The sequence below is a fragment of the Megasphaera vaginalis (ex Bordigoni et al. 2020) genome (assembly GCF_900240295.1).
Lineage (GTDB): Bacteria > Bacillota > Negativicutes > Veillonellales > Megasphaeraceae > Megasphaera > Megasphaera vaginalis.
Window position 1 is genome coordinate 220,167 of record NZ_OEQB01000004.1, and the last position, 17,738, is coordinate 237,904.

16 protein-coding genes are annotated in these 17,738 nt (G+C 45.8%); 7 read left to right on the plus strand and 9 right to left on the minus strand.

Annotated features, from left to right (window positions below; genetic code table 11):
- Positions 1-8 precede the first annotated feature (8 nt).
- From C0977_RS06830 to C0977_RS06870, 9 genes are all read right to left on the minus strand, one after another.
- Positions 9-1,271 carry an RNA polymerase factor sigma-54 gene (locus C0977_RS06830; RefSeq protein WP_101912859.1) on the minus strand — a complete coding sequence of 421 codons (1,263 nt, stop codon included), beginning with the start codon at positions 1,269-1,271 and terminating at the stop codon, positions 9-11.
- Between the two features lie 188 nt (positions 1,272-1,459).
- The gene (locus C0977_RS06835; RefSeq protein WP_101912860.1) at positions 1,460-2,833 is read right to left on the minus strand and encodes a tripartite tricarboxylate transporter permease; all 1,374 of its coding nucleotides are present in this window, start codon (positions 2,831-2,833) and stop codon (positions 1,460-1,462) included.
- A complete protein-coding gene (locus C0977_RS06840) occupies positions 2,833-3,282 on the minus strand; it encodes a hypothetical protein (protein ID WP_101912861.1) in 450 nt (149 codons plus the stop codon). Before C0977_RS06840 ends, C0977_RS06835 begins: the two co-directional genes overlap by 1 nt.
- Positions 3,283-3,297: 15 nt before the next feature.
- Positions 3,298-4,560, minus strand: a complete 1,263-nt coding sequence (locus tag C0977_RS06845; RefSeq protein WP_101912862.1) for a hydroxymethylglutaryl-CoA reductase, degradative — start codon at positions 4,558-4,560, stop codon at positions 3,298-3,300.
- Between the two features lie 43 nt (positions 4,561-4,603).
- Positions 4,604-4,921 carry a hypothetical protein gene (locus tag C0977_RS06850; RefSeq protein ID WP_200814237.1) on the minus strand — a complete coding sequence of 106 codons (318 nt, stop codon included), beginning with the start codon at positions 4,919-4,921 and terminating at the stop codon, positions 4,604-4,606.
- A 4-nt stretch (positions 4,922-4,925) separates the two neighbouring features.
- On the minus strand, positions 4,926-6,284 hold the full coding sequence (locus tag C0977_RS06855) for an acyclic terpene utilization AtuA family protein (protein ID WP_101912863.1): 1,359 nt from the start codon (positions 6,282-6,284) through the stop codon (positions 4,926-4,928).
- 256 nt (positions 6,285-6,540) lie between these two features.
- Positions 6,541-7,959: a sigma-54 interaction domain-containing protein gene (locus C0977_RS06860; protein ID WP_159459042.1), complete on the minus strand. Its 1,419-nt coding sequence runs from the start codon at positions 7,957-7,959 to the stop codon at positions 6,541-6,543.
- A gap of 216 nt (positions 7,960-8,175) precedes the next feature.
- Entirely contained in the window at positions 8,176-9,123 is a 948-nt protein-coding gene (locus C0977_RS06865) for a 2-hydroxyacid dehydrogenase (RefSeq protein WP_023053874.1), read from the minus strand.
- A 69-nt stretch (positions 9,124-9,192) separates the two neighbouring features.
- Positions 9,193-10,035, minus strand: coding sequence for an aldo/keto reductase (locus tag C0977_RS06870; protein ID WP_101912865.1), 843 nt, complete (start codon positions 10,033-10,035; stop codon positions 9,193-9,195).
- A gap of 60 nt (positions 10,036-10,095) precedes the next feature.
- Here C0977_RS06870 and C0977_RS11215 point away from each other — a divergent pair, with 60 nt between their 5' ends.
- The 7 genes from C0977_RS11215 to C0977_RS06900 all read left to right on the plus strand — a co-directional run bounded on the left by C0977_RS11215 (position 10,096) and on the right by C0977_RS06900 (position 17,522).
- The gene (locus tag C0977_RS11215) at positions 10,096-10,227 is read left to right on the plus strand and encodes a hypothetical protein (protein ID WP_268802361.1); all 132 of its coding nucleotides are present in this window, start codon (positions 10,096-10,098) and stop codon (positions 10,225-10,227) included.
- 29 nt (positions 10,228-10,256) lie between these two features.
- Complete coding sequence (locus tag C0977_RS06875) at positions 10,257-10,682, plus strand: DUF898 family protein (protein ID WP_101912910.1); 426 nt, start codon at positions 10,257-10,259, stop codon at positions 10,680-10,682.
- Positions 10,683-10,845: 163 nt separating this feature from the next.
- The gene (locus C0977_RS06880) at positions 10,846-12,243 is read left to right on the plus strand and encodes a GntP family permease (protein ID WP_101912866.1); all 1,398 of its coding nucleotides are present in this window, start codon (positions 10,846-10,848) and stop codon (positions 12,241-12,243) included.
- Between the two features lie 26 nt (positions 12,244-12,269).
- Positions 12,270-13,826, plus strand: coding sequence for an acyl CoA:acetate/3-ketoacid CoA transferase (locus C0977_RS06885; protein ID WP_101912867.1), 1,557 nt, complete (start codon positions 12,270-12,272; stop codon positions 13,824-13,826).
- A 23-nt stretch (positions 13,827-13,849) separates the two neighbouring features.
- Positions 13,850-14,983 (plus strand): acyl-CoA dehydrogenase family protein, encoded by a 1,134-nt coding sequence (locus C0977_RS06890; protein WP_101912868.1) that lies wholly within the window; start codon positions 13,850-13,852, stop codon positions 14,981-14,983.
- A gap of 9 nt (positions 14,984-14,992) precedes the next feature.
- Positions 14,993-15,883 (plus strand): MaoC/PaaZ C-terminal domain-containing protein, encoded by an 891-nt coding sequence (locus C0977_RS06895; protein ID WP_101912869.1) that lies wholly within the window; start codon positions 14,993-14,995, stop codon positions 15,881-15,883.
- 166 nt (positions 15,884-16,049) lie between these two features.
- Positions 16,050-17,522, plus strand: a complete 1,473-nt coding sequence (locus tag C0977_RS06900; RefSeq protein ID WP_101912870.1) for a hypothetical protein — start codon at positions 16,050-16,052, stop codon at positions 17,520-17,522.
- Positions 17,523-17,738 lie beyond the last annotated feature (216 nt).

Sequence of the window (17,738 nt, forward strand, 5' to 3'; positions counted from 1 at the left end):
CCGTCACTTTAGTTATGTCCTAATACTTTACGCAATGATTTTTTGGGAATTCCCGCTTGGAGGCGCAGCTTGGCGACGGTGCGGCGGGCAATCGTAATGCCGTCGCGGCAGAGCGTGTCCGTCAACTCCTGATCGGACCAGGGATGTCGCGGGTCCTCGTTGGCGATCAAGTCGGCAATGCGCCGTTTGATGGCGTCGTCGGAAATGCTGTGTCTGCCGCAGGCGTAGGGCTGGGCGAGGAACTGATGAAAGCTGTACAGTCGGTTATTGAAAAGCAGATAACGATCACGGCAAACGCGGCAGATCGTGGCTTCGCTCAAGCCGGCTGCGGCGGCAATGTCCTTTTGCAGGAGCGGTTTGAGCGGGGCGGCGGCGACAAACGCCGCGTGCTGTACTTGGAGGATAATTTCCAGCGTGCGACTGATGGATTGCCGCCTGTAACGCAGCGCCGTTTCGAGATCGATAAAAGAGCGGCGCGCTTTGTGCAGGTACGTTTTTGTTTTCCTGTCGGCGTCCTTGCCGTATACCGCATACAGATCGTCCCGGAAGGAAACCGTCGGCAGCTCTTGCAAAAAGCGGAAAGACAGCGTCTGTTCCGCTGTCAGGAAAACTTCGACTTCGGGCCGGACGTATGCTGTCTCTTCACTGATCCGGGAGAGCGGCTGCAATGATAAGGTCTTCAAAAAAGCGATGATGGACTGCAGGTCGTCCGACGATAGGCGCAGGGACTCTTTCAAACGCTGCCAATGGCCGTTCAAAAAGTCACCGTAAAAGTCGCGGAGAAGTCGTTCCGTTTGGGGCGGCGCGTTTTCACTGCGGCGCGTCTGGATCAGCAGCGCTTCCTGCAGTGACGCGGCGCCGATACCGGGCGGGTCAAGATGCTGGACCGCCGCCAGTCCACAAGCCATTTCCTGCGCTGTGAAGCCCTTGGTCGCGCCGAGTGAGACGGCATCGTCCGGGAAAAATCCCTTGTCGTCCAGGGAGCCGATGATCAGCGCCGCCGCCGCAAATATCCGTTGCGATAAAGACTGCAGCCGCAGCTGAGCCAAAAGCGATGCTCGCGCCGATGCCGGCCGGCTCGGCGTATCGAGCGGCGTCGTTCCGGCAGCGGCCACGTCATGGTAGTGCAGCTCAAGGAGCGGGTTTTCCGTCGCTGCATCCTGCAACAGCTGCGTCAAGTCATGGGTCTGCAGGGGAAGAATTTTTATGGAGAGCTGTTGAAATTGGGACAGCTTCGGTTTTAACTGTAAGGATAGGGAAATATCGGGCATTACGGACACCTGCTCAGCGAATACTAACTGTACGTATATTTGTTAGTATACCATGAAAAAAGAGACTTGGCAGATGAACGGACAATAAAAAGCTGTCGCAGCTAGATACTGCGACAGCTTTTTTATACATGTAAATATGGACAGCGATGCTATATTACTTAATGTTCTGGCATCAACAAAATGAGTATTTATTTAATTCCCAATAGTGTTAACATTAGCCATGGTGATGCATAATATACCATGTATTGCACGCCCGTATGCACGCCGAAGAAACGATTCAGAATACCGCCGAAAATGGCAATCGTTACGGCGATGGCAATGCCGACGATCCCGGCTTCAAAGTAAGAAATAACTACAATTAAGCCGGAAAACATACTGATAATCGCTTCTTGACTGACGTGCTTTAATACCCATGCGCTTGCCGTTCGGGCATAGTTCATAGAGAACGGATAAGCAACAAAAAAGGCAACAATCAGTCCAATATAACCAAAAATCAGAAAGTCCGCTGCAGTCATATAGTTGTGCAAGTTATGAACAGGCTGGGCAGTAAATACGGGAGGCGCATTAAATAGTGGGGCCGCTGGACCCAGTCCAACGGGACTGAGAGGAATTCCGAACGCCAACAGGGGAATAATCGTTTCGGCAATGTATGTCGCTTCCGTTGTGCCATTCATTACTGCTAACGTAGAAGTCATTCGCTGATATAGGCCTTTGATGCGAGTCCCGACAAACTCACCCATCATGACAGTCATTCCGACAGGACTGAACGTAAAGGTAAGAGCGGCGACTCCGGCAGTCATTGCATTATATAAAAGTTGGTGTTTTGAAAGTATCTTAACGGGATTAGGAAAATAGCCCTTCCACGTTTTTAATTCCGGAGCGAGCCAAAATTCACGGGCAGACTCCCTTTTTAATAAATGGCGTGATCCAGGTGAAAGAACCGTTATCAGATCGGCAAACATTGGACCGATTGCGATTCCCAAGAACATACTGATAAATACACCGTGACCAATGCTGGCAATAGCCATTTTATTCAGGCCTTGGACGAAAAAAGCGAAGGGCAGCAATACAAACAGGCTGGCCCATTTACCGCCGGAGGTGTAGGCAATAATGATTGAGGCAATTGTAAATACAACTGGAGCCCAACTTTTGACGATGTCAGCAAATGGTGCAAGTAGAGAAGCAAATCCTACACTGACCGGTAATGCAAGAAATGCTGCAATAATACCACCGGAAATCATTTTACGCAAAGCCATGTGCGGGACACCGAGCTTTCTCAATACTGCGGCATCTTCCAGCATCGGAACTGCCATCGTGTCGCCAGGTACTCCCATGAGGGCCGTTGGAATCGCATGAATCATGTGTTTGGAGATGGCAGCTCCCATAAACCACGAGAAAACAGCAACAGGAGGGACTCCTAAAAGGACAATCAAAAGAGTTAAAGGAGCAATTGTAGAAGTTTCGTCTGTTCCGGAAATCAAGCCGACTCCGGAAAAAATAATGCCTCCGGCCAATGCCATGAAAACTGCCCAGATCAAATCATTAAAGACAATCCCATCCATTACTTTCCACCTCCCTCAACGATTTGATTACTGGCTTCATTCGTTGCGCTTTGTCCTGCGAATAATTCATATAACTTTAGATCTTTCATTTCTTGTAAAACTTTTTTATCTACGTATTTTAATTCGTCCTTTTCTTTTGCAGGGTCTATTTGTAATTCTTGCAAAACACGATCACGATCTTCTGCGGAAAACTCTTCTTCGTTTAATGATCGTTTAGGCTTAAACAAATTGGCACAAACGACGGCTGACAATACACACCCGCCGATCCCGAAAAGTAATGAATAGGCCGAAATCAATTTGTTGTCCAAGTTAGGAAACTGCATGCCTATGAGATAACTTGCGCCCAAGTAGCAACTCAAGCTAATGGCAATTCCAATTAGGATCCCTTTACTTAAATCGTGCAGAGTTACAGTGTCTCCCCATATATCTGCTAATGGTTCCTGTCTCATAGCGGGATAACCTCCTTAGGTCATTTGTGTAATCAGCTCTTTCGCATACTCAACGTTTATATTTTTTTCTGCAATCATCCGGGCTACTACTTTTTCAAGAACGTCTCCCTTTGCTCCTGCTACGGTAGCGACGTTTCGGGCATGAAGTTTCATGTGCCCCTTTTGAATTCCGTCTGTAGCCAAAGCTCGCATGGCTGCGAAATTTTGGGCCAATCCGACAGCAGCGATAATGCGGGCAAGTTCTTCCGCTGTTTTTACCCCCAGTATTTTAATAGCAACTTGTGCCCCGGGATGGATTTTGGTGGCGCCGCCGACTAATCCTACCATCATCGGTAGCTCAATAGAACCTGTCAAGTTGCCGTTTATATCTTTTTCCCAACGGGTCATGGAGGTGTATTTTCCGTATTTATAATACATGTACGAGTGTGCGGCCGCTTCCATTCCTCTCCAGTCATTTCCTGTAGCAACGACAACCGGATCCATTCCATTCATTATCCCTTTATTACTCGTTGCTGCACGAAATGGATCTGCCTCGGCGAATGCATATGCGGCTATTATACCGTTGACAACGTCTTCTCCGCCGATAACTTCTTTATCGAATGTTGCCGTTGCTCGTGCCAGTCGATAGATCGCCAGGTTTGAAAGAATTCTGAGTTTTACAGTGCCTCCGGTTATCTGTTCAATAAGCGGTGCTACGGCTTCGGCCATCGTGTTTACCGCGTTAGCTCCCATTGCATCTCCGGTATCGACAATCAAATGAACGACAACCATTGGGCCAATAATTGAATCAACGACACGGACGTTGATATCTTTAGCACCTCCGGTAATTTTGACGAGTACAGGATCTTTTTTATTTGCAATAGAAAGGATTTCTTCTTTATGGTGTAATATTTCCTGGCAGGCGAAATAGGGATTAGAGATATCCACGACCTGGACCTGTGCAATCATAATATTACCTGTATAACTGGTATGGAAACCGCCTCTGCTTCGTGCCATTTTTGCGGCATTGGATGCGGCGGCAACAATAGAGGCTTCTTCTACAACCATGGGAATAACTTTTTCCTGCCCGTCAATAACAAAATTCATAGCGATACCCATCGGTAATTGGTAAGTGCCAATTACATTTTCGATACAATGATCGGCAACTTCATTCGGTAATGCGCCCGGTTTTACAATACGGTCGAGTTCTTCTGAAGATAAGCTTGCAAATTCAGCAACTTCTTGTGCTCTTTTTTCTAATGTAAGTTTATGGAATCCGGAATATTGATTTGTTTTCATGATAAATTCATCCTTTCTGTGGGCTGTAATGTTCGTAGTTTAATTAGGTATCAAGTTCAATTTCCATGCGAAGCAATGCGGCTTCCATACACTTGCCCAACGTGTCGAGACGCAGTGAGCGAGTGGCGCCGCCGTCCAGGGCATGGTGCATGACGAAGTTAAAGCCGTCGAGTTGGGGCAATTCGTATCGCGTGACATCGCCGAATACCAGTCCTTCAAAATGGCGGCGGACGCGATCGGCCGTCAATTGTTGTTCCATTGCTGCATAATATTCCGGTTTGCGGGCGTAGATGCAGATGTTTGACGTATCGCTTTTATCTCCGCAGCGTCCATGGGCAATATCTTTTAATTGTACGTTCATTATCTTAAACCTCCTCAACATAAGTGGTTAATGTAATCGCGTCACGAGGAATCAATGTGGGCCAGAGAGCAAATACTTCGCTCGGGCGAGTACGGCCGCCGAAGAAGCAACCTTGTGCAGGGCCGTTTAAATTGCTGACGGCGGCAACTTCCGGCGTCAATTTTAATCCTTCCGCTTTGGTTTCCGTCATAATGGCATACCGGAGAACGACTTCGTTCAGGTCTGCGTTGAGTTCCGGCGCGAGCGGGCCGTGTAAGGCGTTGACGCCAAGGTAGCTGATGTTTTTACGGACGATCTGGGCGTTTTTCATGGCCAACCGTTTGTCAAGGATATCTGCGGCCAGTTTCGCTTTGTCGAGTGCGCGGGGCCAGGAATACGGCAGGTAGGCCACATTACGGTATCCTTCCAGATAGCCGACGCACAGCTTCAAGGTGTCGGGAGCCGGGGTGCCGGTTACGCCTTTGACGGCAACGTGGTCTTTTTCGATTTCTTCCAGGGTAATGCGACTGAAATCGGCGATGACGTCGGGCGTAATATATTGAGACGGGTCGTGAATTTCATACATGAGTTGTTCTTTTACCGACTGCGGAGTAACGAGACCGCCCGTGTTTTTTGTTTTTGTCAGGACGAGGCTGCCCTTTTCGCTGACTTCTGCAATGGGATAGCCCAGATTTTCCGGACTCGGTACGTGTTCCCAGTCGTAATCGTAATTGCCGCCTGTGGCCTGGGCTCCGCATTCGCACAGATGGCCCGCCAGAATGCCGGTGGCTTTGGCTGTCCAGTCGTCGAGGTTCCAGCCGAATTCATGGATGAGCGGCGCTTCAAACATGGCGGTGTCCGTCGATCTGCCGAGAATGATGATGTCGGCGCCGTCTTGCAGGCATTTGACGATTGGTTCTACGCCGTAATATACGTTGGCGTTTACCATGTTCGGGAGAATGCGGTCAATATCTTCGCCCGTATCCATATGCTTCATCGTAATCCCCTTGGCCCGCAGTTCGGGGATAAGTTCGCGGACATCGTCGCCGAGAACGTAGCCGACTTTTAAGTGGTAATTTCCGTTGTTAATGACTTCTTTTACTTTTTCGACACAGGCTTTTACATTCATACCGCCGGCATTGGTGATGACTTTCGTTCCTTTTTCGGCAATATACGGAAGCATGCCTTCGAGCGCTTTGATGAAGTCGCGGGCATAACCGGCTTCAGGCCGTTTTTCTTGTTGGCGCCGCATAATGGATAATGTCAATTCTGCCAGGTAATCACAGCAGATGTAGTCCAGGTTGTCCTGCTTAGCCATGGCGATAGGAGCGTCGCTCAAGTCGCCCCAGAACCCTTGGCCGCCGCCTATTCGGATTGTTTTCATACGTATTGACCTCTTTTCTGAATACAATTTGTGAATACGATCATTTACTTGTTTTACAAGCAATGTGATACAACAGAGTATAAGAAATTATCGTACCAATATTGATGTAAAAGATAAAAACGGCTTAATGAAGCGATTTTAATACAGTTAAAGAGAATGAAAACAATAAATAAAAAACACTGTTGTATACTTTAAAGGTGTATACAACAGTGGAAATAATATACAAAGTAAACAGCTTTGTTTACTTTGTATATTATCATTGTGAAATTCCGTACATTTTTATTTTTTTATAAAAGGTTCTGCGGCTGATGCCGAGTAAGGCCATGGCTTTCGTTTTATTTCCCTTTGTTTGTTGCAATGCCTGAAGAATTTTTTCTTTTTCCACGTCTCTGATTTCGTCTTTCAGCTGGCCCTGCAGGCGAACGGGAGACCGCTTTTTTTCGGAAGTAGCGGCGCCGCTTACCGTATCTATACGATGAAGCTCTTCCGGCAAATGGCGGGGCTGTATTTCCGTTTCCGTGCATACGATAACGGCATATTCAATGCAGCTTTCCAATTGACGGACGTTGCCGAACCAGGAACCGCTTCGCAAGACCTGGCAGGTATCTGACGAAAGGGAGAGTTTTTTATGATATTTATCGGCGAATTTTTTCAGAAAGAAATTCGCTAAAAGCAGGATATCGTTGCCGCGCTTTCGCAGCGGAGGAATGACGATTTTAAATGTGTTCAGTCGGAAATACAAATCTTCCCGGAACGTTCCGGCTTCAACCATTTTTTGCAGGTTGCGGTTGGTGGCGGCAATGACGCGGACGTCGACCTTTTGAATCTTATCGGAACCGATTTTTTGGATTTCTCCGGACTGGAGTACTCTTAGGAGTTTGGATTGCATAAATAAAGGCATTTCTCCGATTTCATCGAGGAAGATGGTACCGCCGTTTGCCAGTTCAAATTTTCCTGCTTTACCGCCCTTAATAGCGCCGGTGAACGAGCCGGATGTATAACCGAACAGCTCGCTCTCAATGAGCGTGTCGGGAATGGCGGAGCAGTTCATGCTGATGAACGGCTGTTTGCGACCGCCACTGCAAACGCGGACGGCATTTACAAAAACTTCCTTTCCGGCGCCGCTTTCGCCTTCAATTAATACCGTTGCATCCGTGGGGGCCACGATTTCAGCCATTTTCAAGCAGCGTATGAACTGCGGGTCCTGTCCGATAATATAGGAATAGGCCGCCGGCAGCTTACTGTTTTCGCCGGCAGCCGATTTGAAAATGGACTGGCTGAGATTACGCGTCGTAATCAATTCCTGACGGGCGAGAGAAATATCGGTAATATCTTTAAATACGGAAACGGCGCCGATAAATTTGTTTTCCTGAAAAACAGGCGTAATATTGACGGTTACTTTTTTTCCGCGTGATTTTATTTCGACGCATTGGTGCAGCCGCGGCTGATAGTCTTTCAGCGTATGTAAAATGAGGGCGTCCGGTTCTATCTCCGCCATTCGTTTGCATTGGACCTGTTCTTTTTTTACGCGAAGAATCTTGGTATAGGCGTCGTTCACGTAGATAATGCGGGAATCCGTATCAATGATCACGACGCCTTCCGTGACGGTATCCATGGCTGCAAAAAACATTGCAGACGGTATAGGAGGATTGGCAGCTGTTTCGATCATCATCATCACCTCTTTTCCTATATTGTACATGTTTTTTATCGGAAAGGTAGTCTTTGTATTAAAAATATGGCGGTTTTGTGCAGCTGCGATTGTGCGCCCTTTTCGACGCGGCGCAGTCCGGCCGGCGGCGATTCGCCCGCTTTTTCCATCAAAAAAAATCGATTCCGGTCATCCGGAATCGATTTTAAAAAGCTGTTTCGATAGGCTCGTTTCGTTGTAAGGTTATAAAATGACGTTCTGCTGCTTACCGGCCAGGAAGGTATGAATATTATCGAAGACGATTACGGCGCGTTTTTCCATGGATTCCTTTGTGGCGAAAGCGACGTGCGGCGTGACGATCGTATTTTTGGCGTGGAGCAGCGGATGGTTTGTATCCAAGGGCGGTTCCGTTTCAAAAACGTCGATGCCGGCGCCGGCGATTTTGCCGCTGTTCAAGGCGTCCGCTAAAGCTTGGGAATCGACGACGGGACCGCGGGCTTCATTGACGAGAAACGCCGTCGGTTTCATGCAGCCGATCGTTTCGGCGTTGATCAGGCCGCGGGATTTATCCGTTACGGGGCAGTGGAGAGAAACGATGTCGGACTGGGAGAGCATGTCTTTCAGCGGCATGTATTTGATCAGATCCGTGTCCGCCTTGTTGGAGAAACCGTTATAGGCGATAACCTTGGCGCCGAAGGCGTGCACGAGCTCGGCGACTTTTGTGCCGATGGCGCCGGTACCGATGATGCCGACTGTCTTGCCTTCCAGCTCACTGCCGATGAAGCCGGCTTTGGTGCCGCCGGCGCGGCAGGCCGCTTCGACTTGCGGCACATAACGGAGCAGATCAAGGATCATGGCCAGCGTCAGCTCGGCAACGGCGACGGTAGAATAACCGGAAGCGTTGCTGACCTTGATGCCTCTGGCTTTGGCGGCGTCAAGCGCCACGTGGTCGACGCCGGTGAAAGCGACGTTGATGTATTTCAGATTCGGGCAGGCGTTGATGACATCCGCTTTTAACGGCATGTTGGCGATCATCAGGATGTCGGCGTCCTTAGCTTCCTCGATTTGCACGGCTATGTCGTCAGTTCGTTCATAAGCGGTAAACTCATGACCGCCCGCCGTCAACGCCTGGACATACGAATCGAGTAATTCTTGCGTGATTCCGAGAGATTCGAGCAATACAATTTTCATGGATATCGTCTCCTTTTCGTAATGTATATGTATTATTATACGTATCTTTGTTGCGGAAGTAAATGAAAATCAGCGGGCGAAAAAGGCTTTCGTAAAAGCGCCGTCCTGACTGTTGCCGATGAGATACAGGTCGCTGTTCATTTGCCGCAGCGCAGTCATTTCTTCGTCAGTTAAAGAAATGTCGAAAAGGTCTTTGTTTGCCAACAGCCGCTCACGGCGCATTGACTTGGGGACGACGGAAATCCCGTCTTGCGTGAAGAACCGGAGCGCGATCTGCTGCGGCGTCTTGCCGTACTTTTCACTTATAGCCGTGATCGCGGGAGCCGTGAACATCGTCGGGTCCTTAAATCGGCCGAAGGGTGAATAGGCCTGGTGCGCAATGCCGCGTTCCCGCAGCAGCGCGTGGAGCGACGGATATTGGCAGCGCAGATGCGTCTCCACCTGATCCACTGCCGGAGCGACATCGTTGAATTCCAACAGATCCAGCAGCTGGCTCTCCATGAAATTTGACACGCCGATGGCGCGGACCGTGCCTGCCCGATAAAGTTTTTCCAGCGTGCGCCATGCATTGTATATATTGCCGTAAGGCCAATGGAGCAAGAGCAGATCGAGGTAATCGGTGCCGAGCTTTCGCAGAGAAGCTTCGACACTTTTTTCGCAGTCCGGCGATTCAAAAGAACGGTACCAGATTTTTGTCGTCAAAAACAACTCATGCCGATCGACGCCGCTGCGCTTGACGGCTTTGCCGACGATTTCTTCGTTGCCGTAAGCCTGCGCCGTGTCGAGCAGGCGGTAACCGCAGTGAATGGCGTCGATAATATTCGCTTCGCCTGCTGCCGCGTCGTCGATCTTAAACGTTCCCAAGCCGACAAGGGGCATGACGACGCCATTATATAACGTAATTGTTTCCATATGGAATCCCTCCTTAACAATTATTGTACTGCAAAGTCCGGGCGGCGGGAAGGAGAAACGGTGACGGGGACAGGCGGACAGGTGAAGCGGCGCCGCGCTATTCCCTTTCCTCGCGCCGGCACTATCTGGTATAGTATAGTAAAGATGATTTATCAGATTCCCGCCGCGTCGGCGGGAACGGTAAGGCATTGACGTATTGGAAACGACAGGAGGGTTATACGATGATTTGTAAACATTGCGGCGCGGAAATGCGCGATGACAGCCGCTTTTGTCCTCAATGCGGTGAAACCGTTTCCAGCGCGGCGCCGGACGTTCCGGCCGGACCGGAGTCGACATTTACCGGCACCTATCTGGCCTGCGCCGGGTATATGCTGCTGCTGACAGTTGCCGGCGCCGTCACCTTCGGTATCGCCACGCCGTGGGTCTGGGCCGCGTATCTACGTTGGCGAAACCGCCACACCTTTATTCAGGGACGACAGCTTTTCTTTGATGGTACAGGGTGGGAACTTTTTTGGCGCAGTCTGCTGTGGATTGTTCTGACCTGCGTCACGTTCGGACTCTTCCTGCTCATCGTCTATGTGTCCTATGAACGCTGGCGAGTCAGCCATACGTATTTTGCTTCCCGGGAAGGAGAGAAGACGATCTAGTATACATAAAAATGACAGCGTTGACAGTAAAATGTCAACGCTGTCATTTTTTTATAAATTACGGCACTTGTTGTCGGAAGTTTGTGTATATTAATCAATGCTTTTCCATTTTACAATCAAAATACATTGAGGATCGAAATATCTAAAGAAAGGAAGTGTTTTTATGGAAGTTATTGGTGTTATTTTAAGTTTAGTTTTATTAGTTACGATTGCTTACCGGGGGTTTTCTGTTATTTTATTTGCACCGGTATGTGCTTTAGTAGCGGCGAGTATGTCTGATTTGCAGTTATTACCTGGGTATACCGAGTTGTTCATGGGAAAGGCCGTTATCTATATTAAGTCTTTCTTTCCCATATTTCTCTTAGGGGCAGTATTTGGGAAAGTGATGGAAGAAACCGGGATGGCGGCAAGCATTGCAAAAGAAGTTATCCATGTTATTGGAAAAGAGAAAGCAATTGCAGCTGTGGCAATTGCCTGTATGATTCTTACCTACGGTGGGGTCAGTATGTTTGTTTGTGTTTTTGCCATATACCCGTTTGCCTCTGCTTTATTTAAGGAAGCCGATATTCCTAAGCGATTGATTCCCGCTGTGCTGGTTATGGGGGTTTTTACCCTGACAATGGATTGTGCTCCAGGGGCTCCACAAATTCAAAATATTATTCCCACTGTGTATTTAGGAACAACTACGTATGCAGCTCCTAAATTGGGGTTGATTTGTGGCATTATTTTGGTTGTTTTGAGTTATCTGTATTTAGAATGGAAACGGAAATTGGCTGTCAGGTGTGGGGAGGGTTATGGAAATCATGTGTTAAATGAATCGATAGCTGATGAAAATAGGAAATTACCTCCATGGTATATCTCCATTATTCCGCTTGTGACTGTATTAGGAATCAATTTTTTCTTTTCAGTAACATATCAGTGGAGTCCTGACTTAGTTAAACCCTTTCAACAGATGAACTTGCCTCTAGTAGCTAAGTCTGTACAAAGTGTAATTTCTCTCTGGTCGTTAATTTTAGGATTGTTAGCATCTATCATTTTAGCCGCTGCTTTTGGATATAAGTTTATTGCTCCGAGTAGCAGCTTGAAAATAGCGCTTAATGCGGGAGCCTTAGGATCCTTGCTGGCAATTATGAATACGGCATCAGAAGTTGGTTATGGTAATGTGATTGCCATATTACCCGGATTTACGGAGATTGCTAATGTCTTGTTAAATGTTGGTGCTGGGTATCCTTTATTTAATGCGGCGTTGATGGTAAATGTGCTAGCCGGTATTACGGGATCAGCTTCGGGTGGCATGAGTATCGCTTTGGAAATTTTTGGGCAGCATTGGTTGGCAGAAACGGCTGCAGCCGGTATTCCGGCGGAAGTTCTTCATCGTGTGGTGGCAATGGCTTCAGGGGGACTGGACAGTTTGCCGCATAATGGCGGCGTTATTACGATCCTGGCAGTTTGTGGATTAACACATAAAGAATCATACAAAGATATATTTGCGATTACTGTATTTAAAATTGTTGTTGCCTTTTTTGCGGTGTTTTTATATGCCATAACGGGTATTGTTTAAAAACATAAGGGAGGTATAATTTTATTATGAAAAAAATAATTTCTGCTAAAGAAGCGACTGAGTTGGTACCGGATTCAGCAACAATATGTATTTGCGGATTTGTTGGCAGCAATATTCCGGAAGAACTGCTGGAATCAGTAGAAAAACGGTATTTGAGTGAAGGTCACCCTAACAATCTAACTATTATTCATAGCGCAGCCATCGGGGACGGGGATTATCGAGGTGTGAATCGCTTAGCTCATGAAGGTCTGGTTAAACGCATTGTCGGCGGACATTTCAATTTGGCTCCTAAGATGGGACGGATGATTGCAGATAATAAGGTGGAAGCTTATAATTGGCCGCAAGGAACGCTTACTCAATGGATACGAGATATATCGGCCCGCAAGCCTGGGATTATTACTCGCGTAGGGTTGAATACGTTTGTGGATCCCAGAGTGGAAGGCGGCAAACTAAATGATGTTACAACGGATGAGTTAATTGAAGTTGTTCATATGAACGGTGAAGAATTTTTGTGGTATAAACCGTTTCCCGTTAATGTTACCTTTTTGCGGGGAACAACTGCGGATATGAACGGTAATATTTCGACAGAGCATGAAGCTGTAAAATTGGAATTGGTATCGGCGGCCTTAGCAGCAAAGGCTTCCGGCGGTATCGTTGTCGTCCAAGTGGAGCGTTTGGCCGAATCCGGAACGATTTCTCCTAAAGACGTTGTTGTACCGGGAATTGACGTAGATTATGTTGTCGTTGCATCGGCTCCCGAATATTCGGAACAATCGTATGGAACGGCATATAATCCTTCCTATGCAGGTGAAACGCGGATTCCTTTGTCACAGATTCCGCCGATGCCGATGAGCGCAAGAAAGATTATTGCCCGCAGAGCTGCTATGGAATTAGTTCCCCATGCTGTGGTCAACTTAGGTATCGGTATCCCCGAAGGGGTGTCGTCCGTAGCCAATGAAGAACAGGTGGGAGATCAATTGATCTTGACTGTCGAAGCGGGACCGATTGGCGGTGTACCGGCCGGCGGCGGAGAATTTGGCGCTTCGGCTAATGCGGAAGCTATCATGGAGCATCCGTATCAGTTTGATTTTTATGATGGCGGCGGTTTGGATATCGCCTATCTGGGTTTAGCAGAGACGAACAGCAATGGTGATTTAAATGTCAGCAAATTTAAAGGGAGAATTGCCGGTTGCGGTGGGTTTATCAACATTACGCAAAACACTCCTAAAGTTGTTTTTTGTGGTACCTTTACGGCTAAAGGCCTGCAGGAAGAAGTACAGGATGGTAAACTTATTATCAACCAGGAAGGCGCGGTGCATAAGTTTTTAAAGAATATTGATCAGATTACTTTCAGTGGTACGTTTGCCAGAGAACATCAGCAAACGGTACTTTACATTACGGAACGATGTGTATTTCAGTTAGGTGATGAAGGATTGGTTTTAACCGAGATTGCACCTGGAATTGACTTACAAAAAGATGTGTTGGCTCAAATGGATTTCGAACCGATTGTTTCGCCGGATCTAAAGATGATGGACACAAGAATTTTTAAAGATGAATGCATGGGAATGCAGCTTTCTGACTAAGACAGCAATGAGGAGGAAAAATTATGATTTTAACATCGGAACAGCAGGATATTCGTCATATTGCAGCAGAAATTTCTGAAAAGATACTTGCCCCGCAGGCAGCTTATTATGATGAAACAGAAGAATTCCCTTGGGAAAATATCCGCCAATTAAGTCAAGCCGGCTTTATGGGCATGCTTGTACCAGAGATTTATGGCGGTTCCGAACTTAACACGGTAGCCAGTATGGTCGCTTTAGAAGAAATTTCTAAGGCGTGTGCGGCAACTGGGGCGATTGTAGCTGTACATAATGCTGCAGGTATTCTGCCTATTCTAAATTTTGGAACGGACGAACAAAGAAAGAAATATTTGCCAAAGTTGGCAAGGGGTGAAATGATAGGGGCTTTTGCCTTGACCGAACCGGGAGCCGGCTCTGATGCGGCTAAGGTCATGACTACGGCAACAAACGATGGAGATGAATATATTTTAAACGGAAATAAATGCTTTATCAGCAATGGTGGTGTGGCTGGGACATTTGTCATTTTTGCCTCTAAGGATAAATCCAAAGGAGTTAAGGGATTGTCCGCATTTATTGTAGAAAAAGGGACTCCTGGATTTAGTATTGGTAAGCATGAAAAGAAAATGGGTATCAGAGCTTCATCTACAGTTGAATTAGTTTTTGATAATTGTCGGATTCCAAAAGGCAACCAATTAGGGAAAGACGGAGAAGGGTTTAAAATTGCTATGGCTACTTTAGATACTGCTCGCATTGGTATTGCAGCGCAGGCAGTCGGTATTGCGGAAGCTGCTTATGAAATGGCGAAGGACTATTCGAAAGTGCGCGAACAGTTTGGAAAACCCATATGTGCCAATCAAGTAATTGCATTTACCTTAGCAGATATGGCTATTCAGATTGAAGCGGCCAGACAATTGACCTACCATGCGGCAGCACTAAAAGACAGCGGTCAATCCTATGGAAAAGAAGCGGCCATGGCTAAAACGTTTGCATCAGATAGGGCTGTACAAATTGCTTTAGATGCTATTCAAATTATGGGAGGATACGGGTATTCCAGAGAATATTCGGCTGAACGACTCCTGCGTGATGCTAAAATTACGCAGATTTATGAAGGAACGAACCAAATCCAACGGTTAGTTATCAGCAGACAAATATTGAAATAAGGTGGGATAATGATGAGTAAGGTTAATCTGGGAGAAATATTAATTGGAAAAAAAATGGAACCGAGATATTTGGAATACAATTGGCGTGATATTGTGTTATATGCGTTGGCAGTCGGAGCAAAACGGGAAGATCTGTCATATACGTATGAAAAAAATTTGAAAGCCTTGCCGACATACGGAACGATACCGTATTGGGGGACGGTCAATGTTCGGCCGTATCAGTGGATGCCGCTGCCGGGATCGATGATTGCCAATGATATTATCAAACCGACTATTTCCTTTTTAAATATGGATCACGAAATTATTATGCATCGTCCTATTGATGCGATTAAAGGAACTTTTCAATGGCAAGATGAAATTACCGATGTTTATGATCGTGGAGAAGGAAAAGGTGCTGTCGTTAAGACCAAAGTGGTTGTACGAGATGAAGCTGGTAACGATGTGTGCACAAATTATTCGACCACATTTTTCCATGAGGCCGGCGGGTTTGGCGGCAAGCCAATGCCGAAGAGCGCTGTTGTTATTCCTGATAGAGAACCGGATATTGAAGTTGATGATTATATCAGCCCTGTGCAGAATTTACTCTATCGGTTAACCGGAGACACGAATTTGGTCCATGTTGATCCTGACTATGCGCAGAAGATGGGGTTTGAAACTTCGTTCATGCAGGGGCTTTGTTCGTTTGGTTTTTCTTGTCGCAATTTGATAGCACAACTTATCCCGGGGCAGCCGGAAAGGATGAGTCGTATGGCAGCGCAAATGACAAGTGTCCTTTTTCCTGACACTCCGGTAGCTGTCCGTATTTGGCGAATAGAAGAAGGGAAAGTGTATTTTCGATTTATCAACAAGATGACAGGAAGAGCTGTTTTAGATCGTGGCGTTTTTGAATATACGGAATAAATATATTTACAAATTGTCGGTTAAACAATAATAAGTACAGGGAGAGGTATCTTGCTGCTTCCTGTACTTATTATTGTTTGGATTTCAGCGATAAATTTGAATCGTGTACGTGTAATTGAACAATGATATAATTGTACTATAAACATGAAGAGGGGAGCATTGTTGTATGAACGATACTGTCTATGCGAAAACCTTAAAAAGAATTGTTCTTTTTGCACAAATCAAATATGGACTATTGGCAGAAACCATTGGCTATGATGTTTCTTATATAAGTAAGTGGATTACGGGTGCTCGTCTGCCTGCAGCAAAAAATATGGATGTAATACACCAGGATATAGGGAAATTTTTGGCGGAAATCTTTATTAAGGAACACAGAGAAAAAGAGTTTTGCCATACATTTGGCCTTCCGGAAATTTCTTTTTCTGAAGAACTATCTTTTCAAATTGCGCAGATACTGTGCCGGGCATATAGAGTATCCGTGCGCGTTAAACAACCATTGGGAAATAATGCTGCAGCTATTTCTGAATTTATTTTTGGAAAATCAGATTGCCAGAAAGTGTTGCATAATTTATTAGTCTCCCTAGAAGATAATCTTGCTCCCTTGTCAATGGTAATTACTGGGGAGCTTTGCAATTTGGGAAAAAATCATTTTTGGCAACAGATCCGTAATCTGAATATAAAAAAGCAGCGTTGCACTATTCATGTGGGTTTGGATTTGCAATTGTTGGAACAGAGGACAGCAACGCAGGTAGAAGTCCTGTATACATGCTTAGATAGTTTATTAAACTGCAATTTTTATATTCATGAAGGCACCTTTAAAGCGTATCAAAATATTATTGTCGTAGAAGATAGATTTGCTTTGGCATATTGGCTTGATGGCGATGGTTATATAGACGTCTGTATGGAGATTACCGATGCCGTACAAGTGCGTGCCTTTTATAATAAATGTAAGGCATATTTAATGACTTGTCCTGTTCTTATCCTGCCAAAAGATACCTTGGGTATGGAACGGTTTGGGTATAGAGATACGTTTTTTACATCACAGCGGTTTTTCTATTTTTTGACAAACGGATTCGAATTTCTTTTACCGGATGAGGTTTTTATATCTCTATCTGAAAAAGTGAGAAGCGGAGAAGTGCCTGCGGTAACGGAAGAGTGGGTACGGCGTATTTTTATTACATGGAAGAAGCTAATGGATAAAGCGGAGTTAAAGTTTATACTACCGACTAATACTATTATCAGATATTTAGAAACAGGATATATTCATCTTACCGATTTGTCATATAAGCTGTCAAAAGAGGAACGGCGTCTTCATTTAGAACAGATACTTAAAGTGATGCAGGAGAATCCGAAAATCTCTCTTGGTTTTATTGTTCCGACAAGTGGTCTCAGTTATACGGAGAATATATGCAACCTTTCTTTTTATTCAAACTATTCAACCGCTTTTTTTAAGAAAAATCTTCAAGCTATTGTAAGTGGCGTTGCGCCGATTTATTTAATAGAAAATCCGATCTTGATTCAATGTTTTCATAAATTTTTTGAAGGATTGAAACAACTTCCCTGTTACAAAGAATATTCAGCAGAAGAACTTCAACGATTATATGACAGATATCAATATTTATTAGATTTTTTAAACTGAAATCGTATGCAACTATATTACTGACAATATAAACAGCGTCCGTGCCGTTGCTCTTGACTCAAGGATATAGCGATAAAACTTTAACTGCACCCAAATCGCCGGATAACCTTTAGGTTCAAACGATAATAGACAAATCTACCTGAGAAAAGACAGATATAAACAAGAAAAATTATGATCGACCGTGTTCAATGGAGCAAGAGGAAATAATCTTGCTGT

Bases quoted from the DNA above. Each gene is read 5' to 3' on its own strand.
- C0977_RS06830 (WP_101912859.1), bottom strand. From the start codon at position 1,271: ATGCCCGATATTTCCCTATCCTTACAGTTAAAACCGAAGCTGTCCCAA.
- C0977_RS06835 (WP_101912860.1), bottom strand. From the start codon at position 2,833: ATGGATGGGATTGTCTTTAATGATTTGATCTGGGCAGTTTTCATGGCA.
- C0977_RS06840 (WP_101912861.1), bottom strand. From the start codon at position 3,282: ATGAGACAGGAACCATTAGCAGATATATGGGGAGACACTGTAACTCTG.
- C0977_RS06845 (WP_101912862.1), bottom strand. From the start codon at position 4,560: ATGAAAACAAATCAATATTCCGGATTCCATAAACTTACATTAGAAAAA.
- C0977_RS06850 (WP_200814237.1), bottom strand. From the start codon at position 4,921: ATGAACGTACAATTAAAAGATATTGCCCATGGACGCTGCGGAGATAAA.
- C0977_RS06855 (WP_101912863.1), bottom strand. From the start codon at position 6,284: ATGAAAACAATCCGAATAGGCGGCGGCCAAGGGTTCTGGGGCGACTTG.
- C0977_RS06860 (WP_159459042.1), bottom strand. From the start codon at position 7,959: ATGATGATGATCGAAACAGCTGCCAATCCTCCTATACCGTCTGCAATG.
- C0977_RS06865 (WP_023053874.1), bottom strand. From the start codon at position 9,123: ATGAAAATTGTATTGCTCGAATCTCTCGGAATCACGCAAGAATTACTC.
- C0977_RS06870 (WP_101912865.1), bottom strand. From the start codon at position 10,035: ATGGAAACAATTACGTTATATAATGGCGTCGTCATGCCCCTTGTCGGC.
- C0977_RS06875 (WP_101912910.1), top strand. From the start codon at position 10,257: ATGATTTGTAAACATTGCGGCGCGGAAATGCGCGATGACAGCCGCTTT.
- C0977_RS06880 (WP_101912866.1), top strand. From the start codon at position 10,846: ATGGAAGTTATTGGTGTTATTTTAAGTTTAGTTTTATTAGTTACGATT.
- C0977_RS06885 (WP_101912867.1), top strand. From the start codon at position 12,270: ATGAAAAAAATAATTTCTGCTAAAGAAGCGACTGAGTTGGTACCGGAT.
- C0977_RS06890 (WP_101912868.1), top strand. From the start codon at position 13,850: ATGATTTTAACATCGGAACAGCAGGATATTCGTCATATTGCAGCAGAA.
- C0977_RS06895 (WP_101912869.1), top strand. From the start codon at position 14,993: ATGATGAGTAAGGTTAATCTGGGAGAAATATTAATTGGAAAAAAAATG.
- C0977_RS06900 (WP_101912870.1), top strand. From the start codon at position 16,050: ATGAACGATACTGTCTATGCGAAAACCTTAAAAAGAATTGTTCTTTTT.